The organism is Sinosporangium album (assembly GCF_900100605.1).
GTDB lineage: Bacteria > Actinomycetota > Actinomycetes > Streptosporangiales > Streptosporangiaceae > Sinosporangium > Sinosporangium album.
The window spans coordinates 38,682-54,237 of sequence record NZ_FNCN01000040.1; the positions used below are offsets into that span (position 1 = coordinate 38,682).

Annotated in this window: 16 protein-coding genes; 9 read left to right on the forward strand and 7 right to left on the reverse strand. The window is 66.4% G+C overall.

Annotated elements, in window-relative coordinates; all coding sequences use genetic code 11:
* Window positions 1–48 precede the first annotated feature (48 nt).
* Window positions 49–1,278, reverse strand: coding sequence for an MFS transporter (locus BLQ73_RS27070; protein ID WP_093174784.1), 1,230 nt, complete (start codon window positions 1,276–1,278; stop codon window positions 49–51).
* On the reverse strand, window positions 1,268–2,503 hold the full coding sequence (locus BLQ73_RS27075) for an FxsB family cyclophane-forming radical SAM/SPASM peptide maturase (protein WP_093174787.1): 1,236 nt from the start codon (window positions 2,501–2,503) through the stop codon (window positions 1,268–1,270). The genes BLQ73_RS27070 and BLQ73_RS27075 overlap by 11 nt, the downstream gene beginning before the upstream one ends.
* Window positions 2,504–4,001: 1,498 nt before the next feature.
* Between BLQ73_RS27075 and BLQ73_RS27080 the strand changes: the two genes are divergently transcribed.
* The 6 genes from BLQ73_RS27080 (at window position 4,002) to BLQ73_RS27110 (ending at window position 9,709) form a co-directional block, all read left to right on the forward strand.
* A complete protein-coding gene (locus BLQ73_RS27080; protein WP_093174790.1) occupies window positions 4,002–4,793 on the forward strand; it encodes a hypothetical protein in 792 nt (263 codons plus the stop codon).
* A gap of 116 nt (window positions 4,794–4,909) precedes the next feature.
* A complete protein-coding gene (locus BLQ73_RS27090) occupies window positions 4,910–5,758 on the forward strand; it encodes a hypothetical protein (protein WP_176955708.1) in 849 nt (282 codons plus the stop codon).
* Between the two features lie 95 nt (window positions 5,759–5,853).
* On the forward strand, window positions 5,854–5,991 hold the full coding sequence (locus BLQ73_RS27095; RefSeq protein WP_338056657.1) for a mycothiol transferase: 138 nt from the start codon (window positions 5,854–5,856) through the stop codon (window positions 5,989–5,991).
* Window positions 5,992–6,236: 245 nt separating this feature from the next.
* The gene (locus tag BLQ73_RS27100) at window positions 6,237–7,043 is read left to right on the forward strand and encodes an SDR family NAD(P)-dependent oxidoreductase (RefSeq protein ID WP_245691455.1); all 807 of its coding nucleotides are present in this window, start codon (window positions 6,237–6,239) and stop codon (window positions 7,041–7,043) included.
* Window positions 7,044–7,664: 621 nt separating this feature from the next.
* On the forward strand, window positions 7,665–8,531 hold the full coding sequence (locus BLQ73_RS27105) for a sulfotransferase family protein (RefSeq protein ID WP_093174797.1): 867 nt from the start codon (window positions 7,665–7,667) through the stop codon (window positions 8,529–8,531).
* Window positions 8,532–8,536: 5 nt separating this feature from the next.
* On the forward strand, window positions 8,537–9,709 hold the full coding sequence (locus tag BLQ73_RS27110; RefSeq protein WP_093174820.1) for a glycosyltransferase family 4 protein: 1,173 nt from the start codon (window positions 8,537–8,539) through the stop codon (window positions 9,707–9,709).
* Between the two features lie 40 nt (window positions 9,710–9,749).
* Here the strand turns inward: BLQ73_RS27110 and BLQ73_RS27115 are convergent, their stop codons facing one another.
* Both BLQ73_RS27115 and BLQ73_RS35155 read right to left on the reverse strand, forming a co-directional pair.
* Entirely contained in the window at window positions 9,750–10,136 is a 387-nt protein-coding gene (locus tag BLQ73_RS27115; RefSeq protein ID WP_245691457.1) for an MFS transporter, read from the reverse strand.
* A gap of 182 nt (window positions 10,137–10,318) precedes the next feature.
* The gene (locus tag BLQ73_RS35155) at window positions 10,319–10,777 is read right to left on the reverse strand and encodes a response regulator transcription factor (RefSeq protein ID WP_218126034.1); all 459 of its coding nucleotides are present in this window, start codon (window positions 10,775–10,777) and stop codon (window positions 10,319–10,321) included.
* On the opposite strand from BLQ73_RS35155, the gene BLQ73_RS27125 reads away from it, so the two are divergent.
* Window positions 10,749–11,180, forward strand: coding sequence for an SSI family serine proteinase inhibitor (locus tag BLQ73_RS27125; RefSeq protein ID WP_143020463.1), 432 nt, complete (start codon window positions 10,749–10,751; stop codon window positions 11,178–11,180). The genes BLQ73_RS35155 and BLQ73_RS27125 overlap by 29 nt on opposite strands.
* A gap of 168 nt (window positions 11,181–11,348) precedes the next feature.
* On the opposite strand, the gene BLQ73_RS27130 is transcribed toward BLQ73_RS27125, so the two are convergent.
* Window positions 11,349–11,903 carry a nitroreductase family deazaflavin-dependent oxidoreductase gene (locus tag BLQ73_RS27130; protein ID WP_093174805.1) on the reverse strand — a complete coding sequence of 185 codons (555 nt, stop codon included), beginning with the start codon at window positions 11,901–11,903 and terminating at the stop codon, window positions 11,349–11,351.
* 244 nt (window positions 11,904–12,147) lie between these two features.
* On the opposite strand from BLQ73_RS27130, the gene BLQ73_RS27135 reads away from it, so the two are divergent.
* Both BLQ73_RS27135 and BLQ73_RS27140 read left to right on the forward strand, forming a co-directional pair.
* Entirely contained in the window at window positions 12,148–12,693 is a 546-nt protein-coding gene (locus BLQ73_RS27135) for a DinB family protein (RefSeq protein WP_093174807.1), read from the forward strand.
* A 141-nt stretch (window positions 12,694–12,834) separates the two neighbouring features.
* Complete coding sequence (locus BLQ73_RS27140; RefSeq protein ID WP_176955709.1) at window positions 12,835–13,320, forward strand: RDD family protein; 486 nt, start codon at window positions 12,835–12,837, stop codon at window positions 13,318–13,320.
* Between the two features lie 39 nt (window positions 13,321–13,359).
* Here the strand turns inward: BLQ73_RS27140 and BLQ73_RS27145 are convergent, their stop codons facing one another.
* Together BLQ73_RS27145 and BLQ73_RS27150 are read right to left on the reverse strand one after the other, a co-directional pair.
* Window positions 13,360–14,328, reverse strand: coding sequence for a phage baseplate protein (locus BLQ73_RS27145; RefSeq protein WP_093174812.1), 969 nt, complete (start codon window positions 14,326–14,328; stop codon window positions 13,360–13,362).
* A 150-nt stretch (window positions 14,329–14,478) separates the two neighbouring features.
* Window positions 14,479–15,459, reverse strand: a complete 981-nt coding sequence (locus BLQ73_RS27150) for an IS30 family transposase (RefSeq protein ID WP_093171674.1) — start codon at window positions 15,457–15,459, stop codon at window positions 14,479–14,481.
* Window positions 15,460–15,556: the final 97 nt, after the last annotated feature.

A 15,556-nucleotide genomic window follows, 5' to 3' on the forward strand; every position in this document is an offset into this window, starting at 1 on the left:
GACCGCCCGCCAGTCGGCCAGGACACGGCCGGCGGGCGCTCATGGCACTCAGTTCATGCGGGCGGAGGGCGTGGACGCCGGTTGCATCCGATGCAGCGTGCCGAAGAGCGCGATGGCGGCCATGTACACGCATGCCACGACGATCGTCACTGTCGTGCCGGCCAAGTCAAGGAGGTATCCCCCGGCGAGCGCGCCCAGCGGGCTGGCCCCGAAGCACAGCATGCCGTACACACTGCCGACCCGGCCGAGCAGGTTGTGAGGGGTCGTTCTGAGCATGTAGGTCGAGGTCGTGACATCCATGACACCCGCCACGAAACCCGTGCCCGCCCAGGCGACAGCCAGAGTCCATGGGCTTGAGTTCACAGCGACGAGCAGGACCGTGGAGAGCCAGCACCAAGGGGCCGCGCGTAGCACCACATGCTCAGGTACGCGGCGCGATATGACCGGCGTCAAAAGCGAGCCGGCCAGGCCGCCCACTCCGGTCGCGCCGAGGATGAGGCCGATGCCGACGGGCGTGATCCCTTGGCCCTGTGCGAGCACGATGATGAGCAACGCCATGATCTGCCACAGGAAGTTCGTGCTCGTGAATAGCGTCGTGGCCAGCCGGAGGAAACCGTCGCGCCAGATCCATTGCGCGCCGCGGGCGACCCCGCGCAGCATCCCCTCCTGTTCGTCTCCATCCGCATCGCTGCCGCCGCGGGAGAGGAAGCTCTTGGTGCGCATGGACACGAGCACCACCATCGAGATGATCTGGGCCACCAGACCACCGAGGAGCGGCAGGGCATTGCTCACGTTGAGCATCAGACCGCTCAGAGGTTGGCCGAAGAGATTGGCCGCATGATGCATGCCGTCGGTCTTCGACACCACCGAGGGGAGGCGTTCCTTGGGCACGAGCATGGCGACGGCCGGATCGACGCTGAGTTGGTGCAGGACGGTGAGTGCGCCCTCAATGAAGATCGCGACGATCAGCAGCCATACCCATGACCCGTCAGCGAGGACCGCCAGCGTCGCCATCCCGAGCGCGAGCGCCCGCCCCCCCTGCGCCAGGATGAGCAGCCTGCGCCGGTCATAGCGATCGACCAGGACGCCGAACGGCAGCATGAAGAGCAGTGACGGGATCAATGAGGCGAAGCGCACCCATCCCGCGAGAACGGGCGAGCCGGTAAGCATCAGCACAAGCAGCGGATAGGAGGCGGCCGTGGCGCGCGTGGCCGTGGTGGCCAGCCCGGCACCCGTGAACAGCAGCAGGAAGTCACGCCGCCACGAACTACTCTCCACCGGTGGCCGCGTTCATCCGTGCCACATCGGCACGAACGCGTCTAGCGATGTGGTTGATGAGCTTCATCAAGTCGGGGCAGTAGACCGAAGGATTGCGAAAGCCCGCACCGGCCCGATAGCGGTGGGCGTACTGCCCGCCTCCGCACACCTGGCTGAGCGGACACTCCTGGCACTGGGCGCTCAGGGCCGCGATGCCGATCTGCCTGGCCGCCACGGACGGATGGTCCATCGCGAGGTCAAAGGAGTGGTCACGGACATTCAGTCCGGTGGCGGCGGCGCCCTCGTATGCCGCCTTGAGCGAGTCGACCTGTTCGATCTCGCCATCAGTCTCCACCACAAGCGTCGTGTACGGCACCAGCCCCAAAGCCTCCGACAGGCTGGAATGGCCCAGCAGCATCCGGATGACGCTCTCGAAGATCCTTACCCGCGTCTCCCTGCGGGGGGCGGTATACCAGCGTTCGAAGATCGTGATCAGCCAGTCGGCGTACGGCGTCGCCGCCGGGTCGGCCGTGCGCAGCGGCGGAGGCTCCGACCAGGTGCCGTGCGGCAGCAGGAAGTCGATCGCCGGCGGTGACCAGCTGATGAGCTCCTCATAGGTGCCCACCGGGTCGTTGGCGACGTCGATCGTGCACAGCAGCCCGCGGTAGAGGTCTTGATAAGCCGGCGCGCCGAGTAACCGCAACCCGGCCGCGACCCGCTCGTAGCTGCCGCGTCCGTCGGCGAATCTGCGGTGCCGGTCGTTGGCTTGGGCGTCGCCGTCCAGGCTCACACTGATCCCGATGCCGCGGCGCGCGGCCATGGCCAGAAACCGCTCGTCCACCAGCAGGCCGTTGGTCTGCATGCCGATGCGGACGTCCACTTCGGGCGCCAGGGCTTGGCGCAGGTCGCGGGTGAACCGGTCTAGTCGCGGAGTGCCCGCGAGGAGTGGTTCCCCTCCGTGGAGGACAACCTCCACGGAGGGGACCCGATGAGCTCGGGAGTGTTCGGCGATCCGCGAGATCGTGTGCTCCATCGTCGCCGGTGTCATCACCTTGTCGCGGGAGGACCAGCTCTGGTCCGCCATCTCGTACATGTAGCAGTAGTCGCACGCCAGGTTGCACCGGCTGTGAACCTTGACCACGTACTGCGTGAAGGGCAGCGCAGTCCATCCCGTCGCCCGCAGTGCCGCCATGTCCAAGTCAGCGGGCCATTCCCGCCGCCCGATGTTCGATACCGTCGACCGCATGGCCGTCCGCCTCCCGAGCTCAGCTAATCGCCGGTGTTACAGGGAGCTGTTAAACCCGGGCCCGTCAGGCAAGGCGAGTTCGGCCATCACTGATTCGAGAACGGTTTCCTGCACGGGAATCACCACCCTTTCAATGCGGGATCAGCCGTTCTGACCCCCGTCGTTTCTCACCATAGGTAGATCCATCCAGATTCAACAAGATCTAGCAATTAGGGCAACTACCGTCTACTCTTCCGATCAGTGCCTTGGGACACGGGGATCCAGGGCACCTTGACGGGGACGGGGTGAGAGAGTGCGTGGCTTTCTTGTGGATCTTGTCGTTCCAGCGCGCCGGCCGATGATGTGACAGGTCGACGGTTCGCGCTATTGTTCGAGGTCAAAGGCTGTTTTGGACGGTCGCGCACCTGAAGGTGGAGCGGCATCACACAGCGCTTCACCAACCAACGGGTGTTGAACAGCGCACATCTGGCCATTCCGCCGCGCCATAGGCAGCGGAAGGTACGGGTGGTGCGCGTTGATGCGCGACTGCCATGCCCATCGACAATGTGATCAGTCTGTCGCTGACGGTGTCGGCAAGATAATCACCTGGCATGAATATGTCGGTGAGGGCCGACAGCCCTTCCTCTGATTCCGATTCTCGATCGGTGTGGGTTCATCGTCAAATTGCAAGGTGCTGTTCGTTCACCCTGCCAGAGCCACCGAGTTTTATTCGGTCATGAATAGCCCCCATCTACCGTGCCCGCGTGGGCGGAATATAAGTTTCCGCTGGTAACGGCGGTTTCCCGAATGTGGAACGGTCACCGCATAACGTTTCCACGTCCGTCACGCCGCTTGAGCCGTAGGCTGGGGATTCTCACAGACGTGGAAGAGCCTGCGGGCCCGCGCAACCTGGTCGACGAGCCCGCCCGTTCACGCTGTGTCCGCCGGATGTCCTTGGGGTTCGCTCCAGCCCCGCCTTGCGACAGGAGTTCGGTGAGGCGGGCGGCGATGGCGTTGGCGTGCCCTCCGCTCCGCTCGGATTGAAACACCGGCGAAACATCCTGTGCCGTATGCATGGCCTACGGGGGCGGCCGAGGTGCCTCGGCCGTGTAAGAAGGGGACGACAGGATGCGCATGCGAACCGGCCTCGTGCTGGCAACCCTGGCCTCGACGCTGGCGATGGCCGCGCGTCCACTTCGCGCTTGATCCACCTGGTGTAGTCGCCGAGCGGCAGCAGCGGCAACAGCGGCAACAGCACTGCCGACATCTCGGCCTCGTCTCCCGCCGTCGTCTCCGCCGGCGGGAGACGCGATTCCATGCCGCCCGGTCCCCGCGCGATCCCCTGACGAACACTCGTGTGGAGATCCACGAGATCACGCAGGCACGCGAGGAGCGGGCACGCGTGCCGCTCCCCTGCGGCAGCCCGTTGTCCCGAATGCGATCCAGAGATGCGGCCGTGGGCCGATGCCGCCTCCGTGCACGTTCACGACGTCAATCCACAAGATCACAAGGTGATTCCATGCTCCACATCACTGAGCGGCTCGACCGAAGAGCAGCGACCCCGCCCGTCCACCTCGTCCAGAACTATCGGCCCAGCCAACCGCACGGCTGGCCCGGGACGCCGGGGCAGACGGGTGCGACGGTCGGCGGACACATCGCGGCCAAGGACTTCACCCACAAGGGGAAGTCCTACCGGATCGGCCTGCTGCCGTTCGGCCAGCCGGGCGATTCGCCGCACCCGGTCTACCTGGATGTCCCGTCCGACCCTGACATCGCCTTCAAGCAGACGCTGGCCGAGGCGTTCGGGACCCATTACTCGTTCCGCTACACGGGCGGGTTCCGCGGTCGGCGCGAGTTCGACGTCCAGTCGTACAGCGTGTTCGCCGAGGGAGGCCCGGCCAGCCCCATGCTCGGTTACGGAGCCGATCTGTACGTCGTTTACACCCCGGACCTTCGCCGGGGCGATCCCGCCGTCCACGACACTCTGCGCTGGATCCAAGTCGTCAAACGGCTCGGACCCTCCGCCTCGGCGAAGAGCCAGGTCGACAACGCCGGCCGCCCCAACCCGTTCTACGTTCACGGGGGACGCATCTCGATCTTCGGCGACCGGGTCTTCAACGTCGCCTACAAGAACGCACCCGACAGACTGCAGGGGCCGCCCCCGGACGACTCCGCCTTGGCGGGCGTGGGGTTCAAGGCCGAACTCTTCCTCGCCCAGGACACCGGGAGAAAGAACGCCGCCGGCAAGACCGTGGTCAACGTCTTCGGCGGGATCAAACACGGCTGGCAGGTGCAGGAACAGCGGCCGTGACGCCCTTCCCGCACAACGAGTCCCAGTCGGCCATCACGATTGCGAGAAACACCATGCCTTCCATCCCCGTCGCCGATCCCGCGGAATCGGGGCGCACGCGCATATCGCGTAGGTCCATGCTGCGCGGCGGAGGCGTCCTCGGCCTGTCCGCGCTCGCCTCGGCCGGACTCGCCGCCGCCCCTGCGTCCGCCACCGCCCCGGCCTCCGCCGCCGGACCGGCCTCCGCCGCCGGACCGGCCTCCGCTGCCGGACCGCGGTCGAAGTCGGCCGTGCACCTGGTCCCGAACTATCGGCCCAGCCAGCCGCAGGGTTGGTACCAGGTGCCGACCATCGGCGGACACGTCGCGAAGAAGGACTTCGCCCACAACGGCAAGTCCTACCGGATCGGACTGCTGTCGTTCGACCAACCCGGCGATTCACCGCACCCGGTCTACCTGGATGTCCCGTCCGACCCCGACATCGCCTTCAAGCAGCATCTCTCCGAAGCCTTCGACGAGCATTACTCGTTCCGCTACATGGGCGGTTTCCGCGGGAGGAACGAGTTCGACGTCCAGTCCTACAGCGTGGCGCTCATGAAGCCGTCGGAGCAGTCGCCCGACTTGGCGTGCGGGGCCGACATGTACGTCGTCTACCGGCCGGATCGCCGCCGCGGCGACCCCGGCCCCTACGACAACCTTCAATGGATCCAGGTCGTCAAGTCGCTGGGCCCTCCCCTCGACAACCTCTGGAGAGCGAACCCCTTCTACGCCTACGGTGGGCTCACCTCCATCAACGGGCACAGCCTGGTCAACTACTACGACGCCCCCATGCTCGGGGTCGGTGGGCCGATGGGCGCGAACATCCAGTTCAAGGCCGAGGTGTTCCTCGTGCAGGACACCGGGAGAAAGGACTCCGCCGGCAAGGGCGTCATCAACGTCTTCGGGGGGATCAAGTGGGGCTGGCGCCTGGAGGAGGTAACCGCGTGAAGCCGGCCTATCGCCGGGACGAGCCGTTCTTAAAGTAGCCCGAACGAAGCCGACAAGATCCGCCTGATCACCTCGATCGAGCGGATCTTGTCACAGTGGAGGCACCCTGGAACGAGACGATAGAGGTGATCAGCGTGCGTAAAGTGCTGATGCACCTCATCGCCGAGACCGCCCGGCACGCCGGACACGCCGACATCCTGCGCGAGACCCTCGACGGGCGGAAGGCGACGTGACCGAACAAGGCCAGGCGCTCGCGGCCTTCCTCTCCCACAACGACAGCGACCGAGTCCAGATCGCCGCATAACCCGCCCCCAGGCCGCCGCGCCAAGCAGCACGACGTCCTCCGCGGCGTGGCGGGAGCCGTACCCTCGCCCATGGCGCGGCGAGCAAGGGGCGCAGAGCACGCACGCAACGCTACGTCCGATTCTCGCGAGCAATCGTTTCCGGAAATGTCGCAGTCTGAGCTGGTGGTCAGAGCTTGAGCCCGACCGACCACTTTCACACGCATGCACGGAGAGGCTTTCGCATGTCTTCAGGACTGGACTCCAAGGTTTTCATTGTCACTGGCGGGACCTCCGGGATCGGCCTCGCGGTCGCCCGGCGACTTGCCGCAGAAGGCGCCGCCGTCGTACTCGGTGCCCGTCGCAAGGATGTCGGCGAGGAGGCCGCAGGGAGCATCCGCGTGGCGGGTGGCCGGGCACTGTTCGTGCCCGCGGACGTCTCCGTCGAGGCCGACGCCGCCGCGTTGGTCGCCGCGGCGGTTGCGGAGTTCGGGCGTCTGGACGGGGCGTTCAACAACGCCGGCGGCTTCAACGCATCCGGCCCGCTGACCGGGATTGATGGCTCCGCCTGGAACGCCGAGATCGCCCAGAACGTGACCAGCGTCTTCAACTGCCTCAAGCACCAGATCCCAGCGGTTCTAAAGACCCGCGGGGCAATCGTCAACAATGCCTCCAACATGGGCGTCGTAGCCCTGCCCGAGATTGCTCCGTACGTCGCGGCCAAGCACGCCGTCGTGGGGCTGACCCGGGCTGCCTCCCTTGAAGTCGCCGAGCGCGGTGTCCGGATCAACGCCCTCGTCACCGGGGGCGTGGACACGCCGCTTTCCCGCAGTTCTCACCTCACCAGCGAGGAAGCGGCCGCGCACATCGCCTCGCTGCATCCGGTGAACCGCATCGCCCAGCCCAAGGAGATCGCCCCGTTCGTCGCGTTCCTGCTGAGCGACGAAGCGTCCTTCATCACCGGCGCGGCCCTCGCCATCGACGGCGGCTTCACCGCCCGCTGACCCCGCACGCCCATTGTGCGGGGGCCTGCTCCTCAGCGCCGTATGGCAGGCGCCCACGTGCCCGACCGGGCATCTCGCCGTATGGCGTCGCGCCGGGGCGGGCTCACCGGGCCGAGCCCCGGCGACAGGTCCGGCGACAGGTCCGGCCGCCGATCGTACGGCGATGGCCCACGACGGCGAAAGCAGCGCTGCCGTATTCATGGTCACCATATAAACGACTTGTGCTTTTTGTCCGCCCAAATCCGGCGGACCAGAGGGAGATGTTTCCCACAGAAATTCTTACCCTTGCACAGCATTTACACAGCATGGGCAACGCTGAATCCAACACGGTTCATACGGACGGAGTCCGCCCGGTCACACCGAATCACCGGCCCGCCACCATCCGCACACCCCTGCGGGCCGGACTCCGCCGCACCCGCGTCGACGTGCTGTTATGTGCGCGCAGGGGCCCGTGGAGGCGCGAGGCCACTGCCCGGACGAGCCAGCAAGCGGCGGCACGCGACGGCGGCCAGAGGCGCGCCAAGCGCGGCACATTGTATCCACTAGACCACATCATGGCCGTCGACTCGGCGCCGCTCGCTTTATGGAAACCGTAAGGAACGGCCGGTAGCCTCCTAGGCCATGAAATGGCAGCGCAGGATCAACAAAGCGCTTGTCGCGTATACGGGATACCAACTCAAGCGATCGGGAAAGCAGAAAAAAGCCGAGTCGGCAAAGGCGAATCGCGACGCGATCAGGCCAGCGGCGGACCCCGAGAGCGACAGGCTGCTGGTCGCTCCGGTCTTCATCATGTGTCCGGTGCGCTCCGGCTCGACGCTCCTGCGTTCCGTGCTGAACGCTCATTCTCAACTCCACGCCCCGCACGAGTTGCACGTCCGGAGGCTGACGGTCGGATTGGGCACCCGGCTGGCCCGGCAGGCGATGACCGAACTCGGCCACAACCAGGCCGACCTCGAACACCTCCTCTGGGACCGGGTGCTCCATCGGGAGCTTTCACGCAGCGGCAAGCGGTACATCGTCGAGAAGACCCCCGCCAATGCCTTCGTCCATGAGCGCATCGCGACCTGCTGGCCGGACGCCCGGTTCATCTTCCTCCTACGCCACCCGGCTTCCATCGCCGCCTCGTGGTACGAGGCCGACCCGCACAAGCGGAACCGCGAAGAGGCCGCCGCCGACGCTCTCCGCTACATGAAGGCCGTGCATCGGGCCAGAAAGGCCCTGCCCGGCTTGACCGTCCACTACGAGAACCTCACAGCCGACCCCGAACATCAGACCCAGGCCATCTGCGATTTCCTGGGCATCGAATGGGAACCCTCAATGCTCCAGTACGGCAGGCCCGATGTGATCCGCAAGGGACTCGGCGACTGGAAGGACAAGATCGCATCTGGGAGCGTGCAACCAGGCCGAGGCGTGCCCGCGCCCGAGGAGATCCCCGAGGTTCTCACACCGATGTGTGAAGCCTGGGGATACCTGCCGGGCAGGACGTGACGATCATGAGGATTCGCTACCTTCTTCTGCACGCCTACGGCATGGGCGGCACCATCCGCACGGTTCTCAACCAGGCCGCCGCGATGGCGGAACACGGCCACGAGGTGGAGATCGTGAGTGTGGTCCGCCGCCGGGAAAAGCCGCACTTCCCGTTCGACCCCCGCCTCTCGGTGACGACCTTGGTCGACCAGCGCGACGGCGTGCTCACCGACTCGGTGGTTCGCAAAGTCTGGCGGCGGGTCCGCGGCAAGGTCGTGCCGCTGGGCGAATTCGCCGCCGAGTATTTCACCGAACGCGTGGAGAAGGCCGTCATCGACTATGTCTCCGCCCTCGACGACGGGGTCCTGGTCACCACACGGCCCGCCTTGAATCTGATCGCCGCCCGCCGCGGCTCCAAGCACGTGACGCGTGTCGCTCAGGAGCACATGAACCTGTCCGCCTATCGGGAACCGGTCCGAGCGGATATCTTCCGCCACTACCACAAGCTCGACGCGGTCACCGTGCTCACGACGAGCAGTCGGGACGAATACCGTCGAGCGGTGCCGGACACGCCTGTCGTGCGCATTCCCAACGCCGTGCAGCTCCCCGCCGGCACCACACCCTCACAGCAGGAGAATCCCGTCGTCGTGGCCGCCGGGCGGCTGGTCCACCAGAAGGGGTTCGACATGCTCATCCCCGCCTTCGCCCACGTGGCGGAGCGGCACCCGCAGTGGCGTCTGCGCATCTTCGGCACCGGCCCGAAGCGGGCCCGGCTCAAGGCTCTCATCAGCGAGCACGGGCTGGACGAGCACGTTCACCTCATGGGGCGCACCACCACCTTGGGCGAGGAACTCTCCCAGGCATCGATCTACGCCCTCAGCTCCAGATTCGAGGGTCTGCCCATGGTCATGATCGAAGCCATGGGGCACGCGCTGCCCATCGTCGCCTTCGACTGCCCCACCGGCCCGGCCGACGTCCTCAGCAACGGCAAGGACGGCGTCATCGTCCCACCGCGAGACGTCGACGCGTTCGCCACCGCGCTTGACCAGCTCATGTCCGACCGGGACCGGCGGCTGCGCATGGGCGCCGAGGCCGCCGCCACGGCCCGGAACTTCGCCCCCGACGTGGTGATGCCCGTATGGGTGAAGTTCTTCGACGAGTTGGCACACGGAAAGAGCGTCACCGGCAGTCGGCCATAAAGTGCGTCGCCGTACCGGAGACCAGATCAGGCGACACCGTCTAGGTGTCGGCAGGTGCGCTTTCTCCTGGCGCAGCGGCGGGAACCGGCACCGGATGCTCGGGGCGGCCCGGCAGAAGGGGGGTGGCGACCAGAATGACAAGCGTGACGCCCAGCAGGAACCAGTACGCGTTGCGGAACGCACCGATCGCCACCTCGGCGCTCGACTTGCCGACGCCTGAAGCCGCCAGGATGAGGGCGACGACAGCCACTCCAAGTGCGCCCCCGAGCTGATTCAGGTTGTAAAGCACGGAACTGCCCTGAGGCACTTTCTCAGGCGGCAGTGTCCTATAGAGAGATCCCATCGTCGGCGCGCCAACGGCACCCAGCCCCAGTCCGATCAGGAATGCGGCCGCAGCCGACCACGCTACCGAATTGCGGGCCGACAAGTCCCTGCACCGTGACGCTCGCGGCGAAACTACGGCTCGTGAACAGCCGGACATCGATCAGTGGCGGGACACGGCGCACGCGGAGCACGTGCACCACGTACCCGATGAGGAGAGCGAGACGATGCAGGCGGCCGCCGCCGAGTGGGCCGCCCATATACACTCACGGATCAACAGCACGCCCCTCAAACCCTCGACGGATGAACCGGCGGGATCTCCCCTGTCGCCACCCCGTTGAGAAGTCCGTCCCGGCGGGCGAGGGCAGCGGCTTCGCCGCGGGATTTCACGCCGAGTTTCCGGAGGATGTTGGAGACGTGCACGCTCGCCGTCGTCACGGAGATGGACAGTTCGCGGGCGACGTCGCGATTGCTCATGCCGTTCGCTGCTTCATGCCCTACATCATCATATTTGCCGTAGAACGCCCATCCACAGCGGCGAGGGTCAGTCCCTGTGACGGTCAGCGGCGGGGGTGGCGTGGACGGCGTTACGCCACCGACGAAAAGGGCATTCTCCGCAGCGGCGGTCCGCTGATCGCGTGGTTCAAGAATGCGGAGGGCAACATTCTCTCCGTGATCCAGGGATAACCCTGGCCTTGACGCCGAGCAGACCTCGGATTTGCCGACCCGGGGAATCACCCCATCCATGAAAAAGTTCAAGATCGCAATTCTCGCGGTTGCGGCGCTGTCCGTAGCGGGACCGGCCGCCGCGTCGGTGACACCCCATGCCCAGTCGTCTCTGGTGCTATCGGTCACGGTGGGCACCGCCGCTCCCAACGGCCCGCGGCCGACGCCCAAGGTGGTGACTCTGCGGTGTGATCGGGACAGCGGCAGCCACCCCACCCCGAGAGCGGCCTGCGACCTGCTGCGCAAAGTCAACGGGAATGCGGCCAACCTCAACGTCGACCCGGGCGGCATCTGCACCCGGGAGTACATTCCGCACACCGCCCGCCTCCTCGGCAAATGGCGCGGTCGACCTGTCTCATTTGAAAAGACCTTCGGCAATCGCTGCGAAATGATCAAGACGACGGGAGCGGTCTTCACCTTCTGACGGTCCTCACGAGGACGGCGCTAGAGCACGGCGCCAAGGGCTCCTGTGAGGCCGCGAACGCGGTCTCACAGAGCTCCTGTCGATGTCAGGTCCGCAGGCACGGCACGCAACCGGGAAAGGGCGGCGCTCGACCAGGGAAAGATGCCGCTCAACCGGGAGAAGGGCCGCTCACACCTTTCGGCCATCGTGCCGGTTCTCACCGGCCCGCACCCGCTCGTGTGCGGCGCTTTCCTTTCCGGGTCCGATCGAGCTTTCCGGCGCAGTCGGGCTGAAGGCGATGGCACGCACGTGTTCGACCTCGTCCGGGCGCGTGGGGATGCCGTCCAGGCCGAGGCGCGGGGCGAGGTATTTCCACTCCCACGGGTGCGCGTCGCCGTAGCGGATGAGCAGCGCCAGGGTCTCCGCCGGGCCGAGCCGCCTGTGATGCGGGGCCTCGAGCCGACGGCTGCCCACCCGGATCTCCACGGCCGGAGCGGCCCGGAGATTCCTGTACCAGTCGCTGCGCTCCCCCCAGCCTGACACCACGTAAACGGTTCCGGAGTAGCGGTCGAGATCGGCGACCTCGACCACGGTCTCCCGCCTCGACCCGCTGTTCCTGCCGCGCGTGGCGAGAAAGGCGAAACGGTTCCCGAGAATCCAGCCGAGACCCGCGCGGTAGAGCCAGATGGGTGCGCGATAGAACGTGCGGGACCATCCGCTCGGCTTCTCCGCGAAATGAGCCATGGCTTATCCTCCTCGCTGCGGCCACGATGGGGAACACCGGTTTCTCGGAGCCCGCCCGGTTGCGAGATCACGCCTCGCCGCCGCCCCGAATGCGGAGCCCCAATCCATCCTGGACTGCTTACCCACCATGCCCGCCTTTGCCCATCTCGTAACGTCGAACGGGCCGACGGCCCGCACCCCGGGAAAACCCCGTCGGCTGTCGAACGGCCGATTACTGTCGGTGACGTCTGCCACACTGCGGCACATGACCGAGAGCGTGCCGCAGACCTTCGCGCAGACCTGGCCCGACGACACACGCCCGCCGCTTCCGGACACCGGCGACGAGCGTGAGACCCTCGTCGCCTTTCTCGACCACCATCGGCAGACCTTCGAGCTCAAATGCCTGGGGGTTCCACCCGAACACCTGTCCGACCTGGGCGTGCCGCCGTCCAAGCTCAGCCTGCACGGCCTGATCCGCCACCTCGCCGACGTCGAGCGCTGGTGGTTTCGCCAGCAGTTCGCCAAGGAGGACATCCCCGGTCTCTACTACACAGAGGAAGACCCCGACCGGGACTTCGAGACCCTCGACGGCGACCCGGCGGAGGCGCTCGCCCGCTGGCGCGAGGAATGCGCGGTCGCCCGCGAGATCGTCGCCCGAGCCGCGTCCCTCGATGAGACCTGTGTCCGTTTCTCCACAGGCAAGCCCATATCCCTGCGCCGCATCATGGTGCACATGATCGCTGAATACGCCCGCCACAACGGCCACGCCGACCTTCTCCGAGAACGCATCGACGGCAAGACCGGCTTCTAGCCGGGCGGAGCAACGTAAGCGAGGCAACGTAATACGGGCGGTATCAGGAGCGGAATGGAGACAGCCGGGTTCGCGAGGCATGACACGGCATGGCGTGCCGCGGTGGGGTAAAAACGGGGTTAAAACGGCAAAATGGGCTGCATGCGTACTCCTGTGCCTCCGGCCGCTGAAGGGTTCCGTCGTCTTCTCTCGATGATGGCGGACGCCCTACTGGCTCTTACCGCCGGAGTGGTGGCCGGTCTGGCCGCGGTCACCTCGCTCAGCATGTCGGGGCAGACGTCCACAGACCGGGAGACGGGCGTTCTCTTCCTGGTGACGGCCGCGATCGCGGTGTTCACCGTGTCGTTCGCGAACCATGTCGTGCTCACCCTGTGGGCACGTGCGAGCGTGGGCAAGCGGCTCGCGGGGCTGCGGCTCGTGCGCGTGGCCGATTGCGCTGCTCCGAGGTTCGGCCAAGCCCTCGGCCACTGGGTGCGAGGGCTGTTCACGATCGTCCTCATCCCGCTGCTGGCCCTGGTGGAGGGCGGCGAGCCCGGGAGGTGGAACCCCAAGCTGCGCGTCGTGCGCCGACGGGACCTCGCCTGCCGGTCGGCGCGGCCGTACGGAGCAGGGCGGCCATGCCTGTGAATGGCCGTGGGGCGGCCATGGCCGCCCCACGGCAGGGTGTCAGAGCATCGCGTCCTTGAAGGCGATGGTGGCCTTTCTCGCGCCGGGAACGCCTGAGGCGAACCCGAAGCAGAGTGAGGGCCGGACGCCTACCATCTGGATTCCCATGCCCTCCGGTTCGCGGTTGTCCAGCGACTGGGCCGCTTGGGTGAAGGAGCGCTGCACGACGCCGCCGGTGCGGAGATCCACTGCGGTGAGGTGGGTGTCGCCGGGCCTGCCGGCAGCGGAGCCGTCGAGCAGGTAGAGGTAGTTCCCGTACGCGGTGTAGCCCTGGAAGACGCCGAGCCCGCCGGGCTGCGCGACCTCAAACACCGGGGTGGGGGTGCCTCCGGCCTTGACGGCTGCGAGAGCGTAGACCGCGAAACGCTTCTGGCCGTTGAGCTCGTAACGCATGATCAGTCGATTCGTCGAGGGATCGATCGTACACGTGGTGCGCGTGGCGTTGGGGACCGGAGCGTATTTCGTGAGCGCCGAGGACGACGTAGTCAGAGTTTGACCGTTGACAAACCTGAACCTCGCGATTCTCCTGCCCGCGGAACTTCCACCGCTTCTCACGCCATCGGTCTCGGTCCACAGGTAGGGGGAGGACCCCGAGGGTTCCACTCCGATCTGCACGCCGTGCCCGAACCCCAGGAGATACATATATCCGGTCACAGTGCCGCTCGGGTTGAGCCTGGTCAGGCACAGGTCTCCGGCGGCGTTCGACGCCGCACCGTTCTTCACCTGGACCGTGTAAATGTTCCCGTTACTGTTGTCAATGGCGAACGACTGCAGCACCGTTTCGTCCCGAAGAGCCTTTTTCCAGTGCAGGATGGAGGCGGGGGCGGACAGATCGAAGCGGCCTTGAGCCGTAGTCGCCTGCGCTCCGCGCATTCCAGCCGATCCCAGTGTGGCGACGGCCCCGGCGCCTGCCACGAGGAGGCGTCTCCGCGTCAGAACCGGGTTTTGTTCAGCGAATGGATCCGACATTCACTCTTCCTCCCTTTCTCATCTGACACAAGCGGCCCTGTATGTGCAACTCAGCATTGTAGAGGGAAGAAGCGAGAATTCCGAGAACTAAATTTCACTGCCTTAATGGCTCAAGAACAACTACGACAGGCCATACACAACTGCCTGCCCTCAACTGGTGGAAGCAATTCCGCTGGTCAGTAGCTCGGCGAACACTTCATTCGGCTTACGCCATCCCAGGATACGCCGCGGACGGTCGTTGAGCTCGTCGGCGACGGCCTGGAGATACCCCGGGTCGCTGGTGATCGTGGTCCCTTTGGGGAAATACTCACGAAGCCACCGGTTCGTGTTCTCGTTCGTCCCGCGCTCCCAAGGGGAATGCGGATGGGCGAAGTACACCTCGATATCCGCGGCGACCGAAAGAGCGGCGTGACGGGCCATCTCCGCCCCGCAGTCCCAGGTCAGGGTCCGGCGCAACGCCGCGGGCAGCCCCTTGATCCGCTCGGCCACCGACGCGGTGACCGTCGCCGAGTCCCGGGATGCCAACGGCACGAGGATCAGATACCGGGAAGTGCGCTCGACCAGCGTGGACACGGCCGAGGCGCAGTTGCGGCCGACCACGAGATCCCCTTCCCAATGCCCGGGGACGGCCCGGCCGGCGGCGTCGGCGGGCCGCTCGTCGATGAACCGCATCCCGGTGATCCGCGGCGCGCGGGGAACCCGGCCGCGGGCGGGCCTGCGGCGGGTGCGGCCGGAGCGCAGGGCGATGCCCTCGGCCCGCATGACGCCGACCGGCAGCGCGTAGATCCAGGAGTAGACGGCCTCGTGCGACACGCGTACAGCCTGGCGGCAGGGGTGGTCGATCGGCAAGCGGTACGCGATGGCCTCCGGAGACCAGCCCCGTTCGAGCAGGCCGGTGACGATGAGCCGCAGCACCGGATCGGCGTCGAGCCTGCGGGGTTTCGGGCGTCGCCTGGCCCGGCCGGCCGCCTGTTCCGCACGGGTGGCGCGGTATCTCCGCCTGCCGCCGTGACGGGAGATCTCCCGTGAGATCACGCTCGGGCATCGCCCGATCCGTGCCGCTATCTCCTTCCCGGTCAGGTTCTCGGCGATACCACGTGATATCTCCTCCCGATCCTGCATTGTCAGCATCTGGCGCACCGCCCCCACGGAATCTCCCCCCGACGATCACACGCCGAATAGGGCTACACCAGGAGAACCTCGATTGCTACGACCGGTTGAGGGCAGG

What these genes read in the sequence shown, in the direction of transcription:
- BLQ73_RS35155 (WP_218126034.1), bottom strand. Translation starts at nt 10,777, where the DNA reads ATGGATGGGGTGATTCCCCGGGTCGGCAAATCCGAGGTCTGCTCGGCG.
- BLQ73_RS27135 (WP_093174807.1), top strand. Translation starts at nt 12,148, where the DNA reads ATGACCGAGAGCGTGCCGCAGACCTTCGCGCAGACCTGGCCCGACGAC.
- BLQ73_RS27080 (WP_093174790.1), top strand. Translation starts at nt 4,002, where the DNA reads ATGCTCCACATCACTGAGCGGCTCGACCGAAGAGCAGCGACCCCGCCC.
- BLQ73_RS27075 (WP_093174787.1), bottom strand. Translation starts at nt 2,503, where the DNA reads ATGCGGTCGACGGTATCGAACATCGGGCGGCGGGAATGGCCCGCTGAC.
- BLQ73_RS27145 (WP_093174812.1), bottom strand. Translation starts at nt 14,328, where the DNA reads ATGTCGGATCCATTCGCTGAACAAAACCCGGTTCTGACGCGGAGACGC.
- BLQ73_RS27140 (WP_176955709.1), top strand. Translation starts at nt 12,835, where the DNA reads ATGCGTACTCCTGTGCCTCCGGCCGCTGAAGGGTTCCGTCGTCTTCTC.
- BLQ73_RS27130 (WP_093174805.1), bottom strand. Translation starts at nt 11,903, where the DNA reads ATGGCTCATTTCGCGGAGAAGCCGAGCGGATGGTCCCGCACGTTCTAT.
- BLQ73_RS27110 (WP_093174820.1), top strand. Translation starts at nt 8,537, where the DNA reads ATGAGGATTCGCTACCTTCTTCTGCACGCCTACGGCATGGGCGGCACC.
- BLQ73_RS27150 (WP_093171674.1), bottom strand. Translation starts at nt 15,459, where the DNA reads ATGCTGACAATGCAGGATCGGGAGGAGATATCACGTGGTATCGCCGAG.
- BLQ73_RS27105 (WP_093174797.1), top strand. Translation starts at nt 7,665, where the DNA reads ATGAAATGGCAGCGCAGGATCAACAAAGCGCTTGTCGCGTATACGGGA.
- BLQ73_RS27090 (WP_176955708.1), top strand. Translation starts at nt 4,910, where the DNA reads ATGCTGCGCGGCGGAGGCGTCCTCGGCCTGTCCGCGCTCGCCTCGGCC.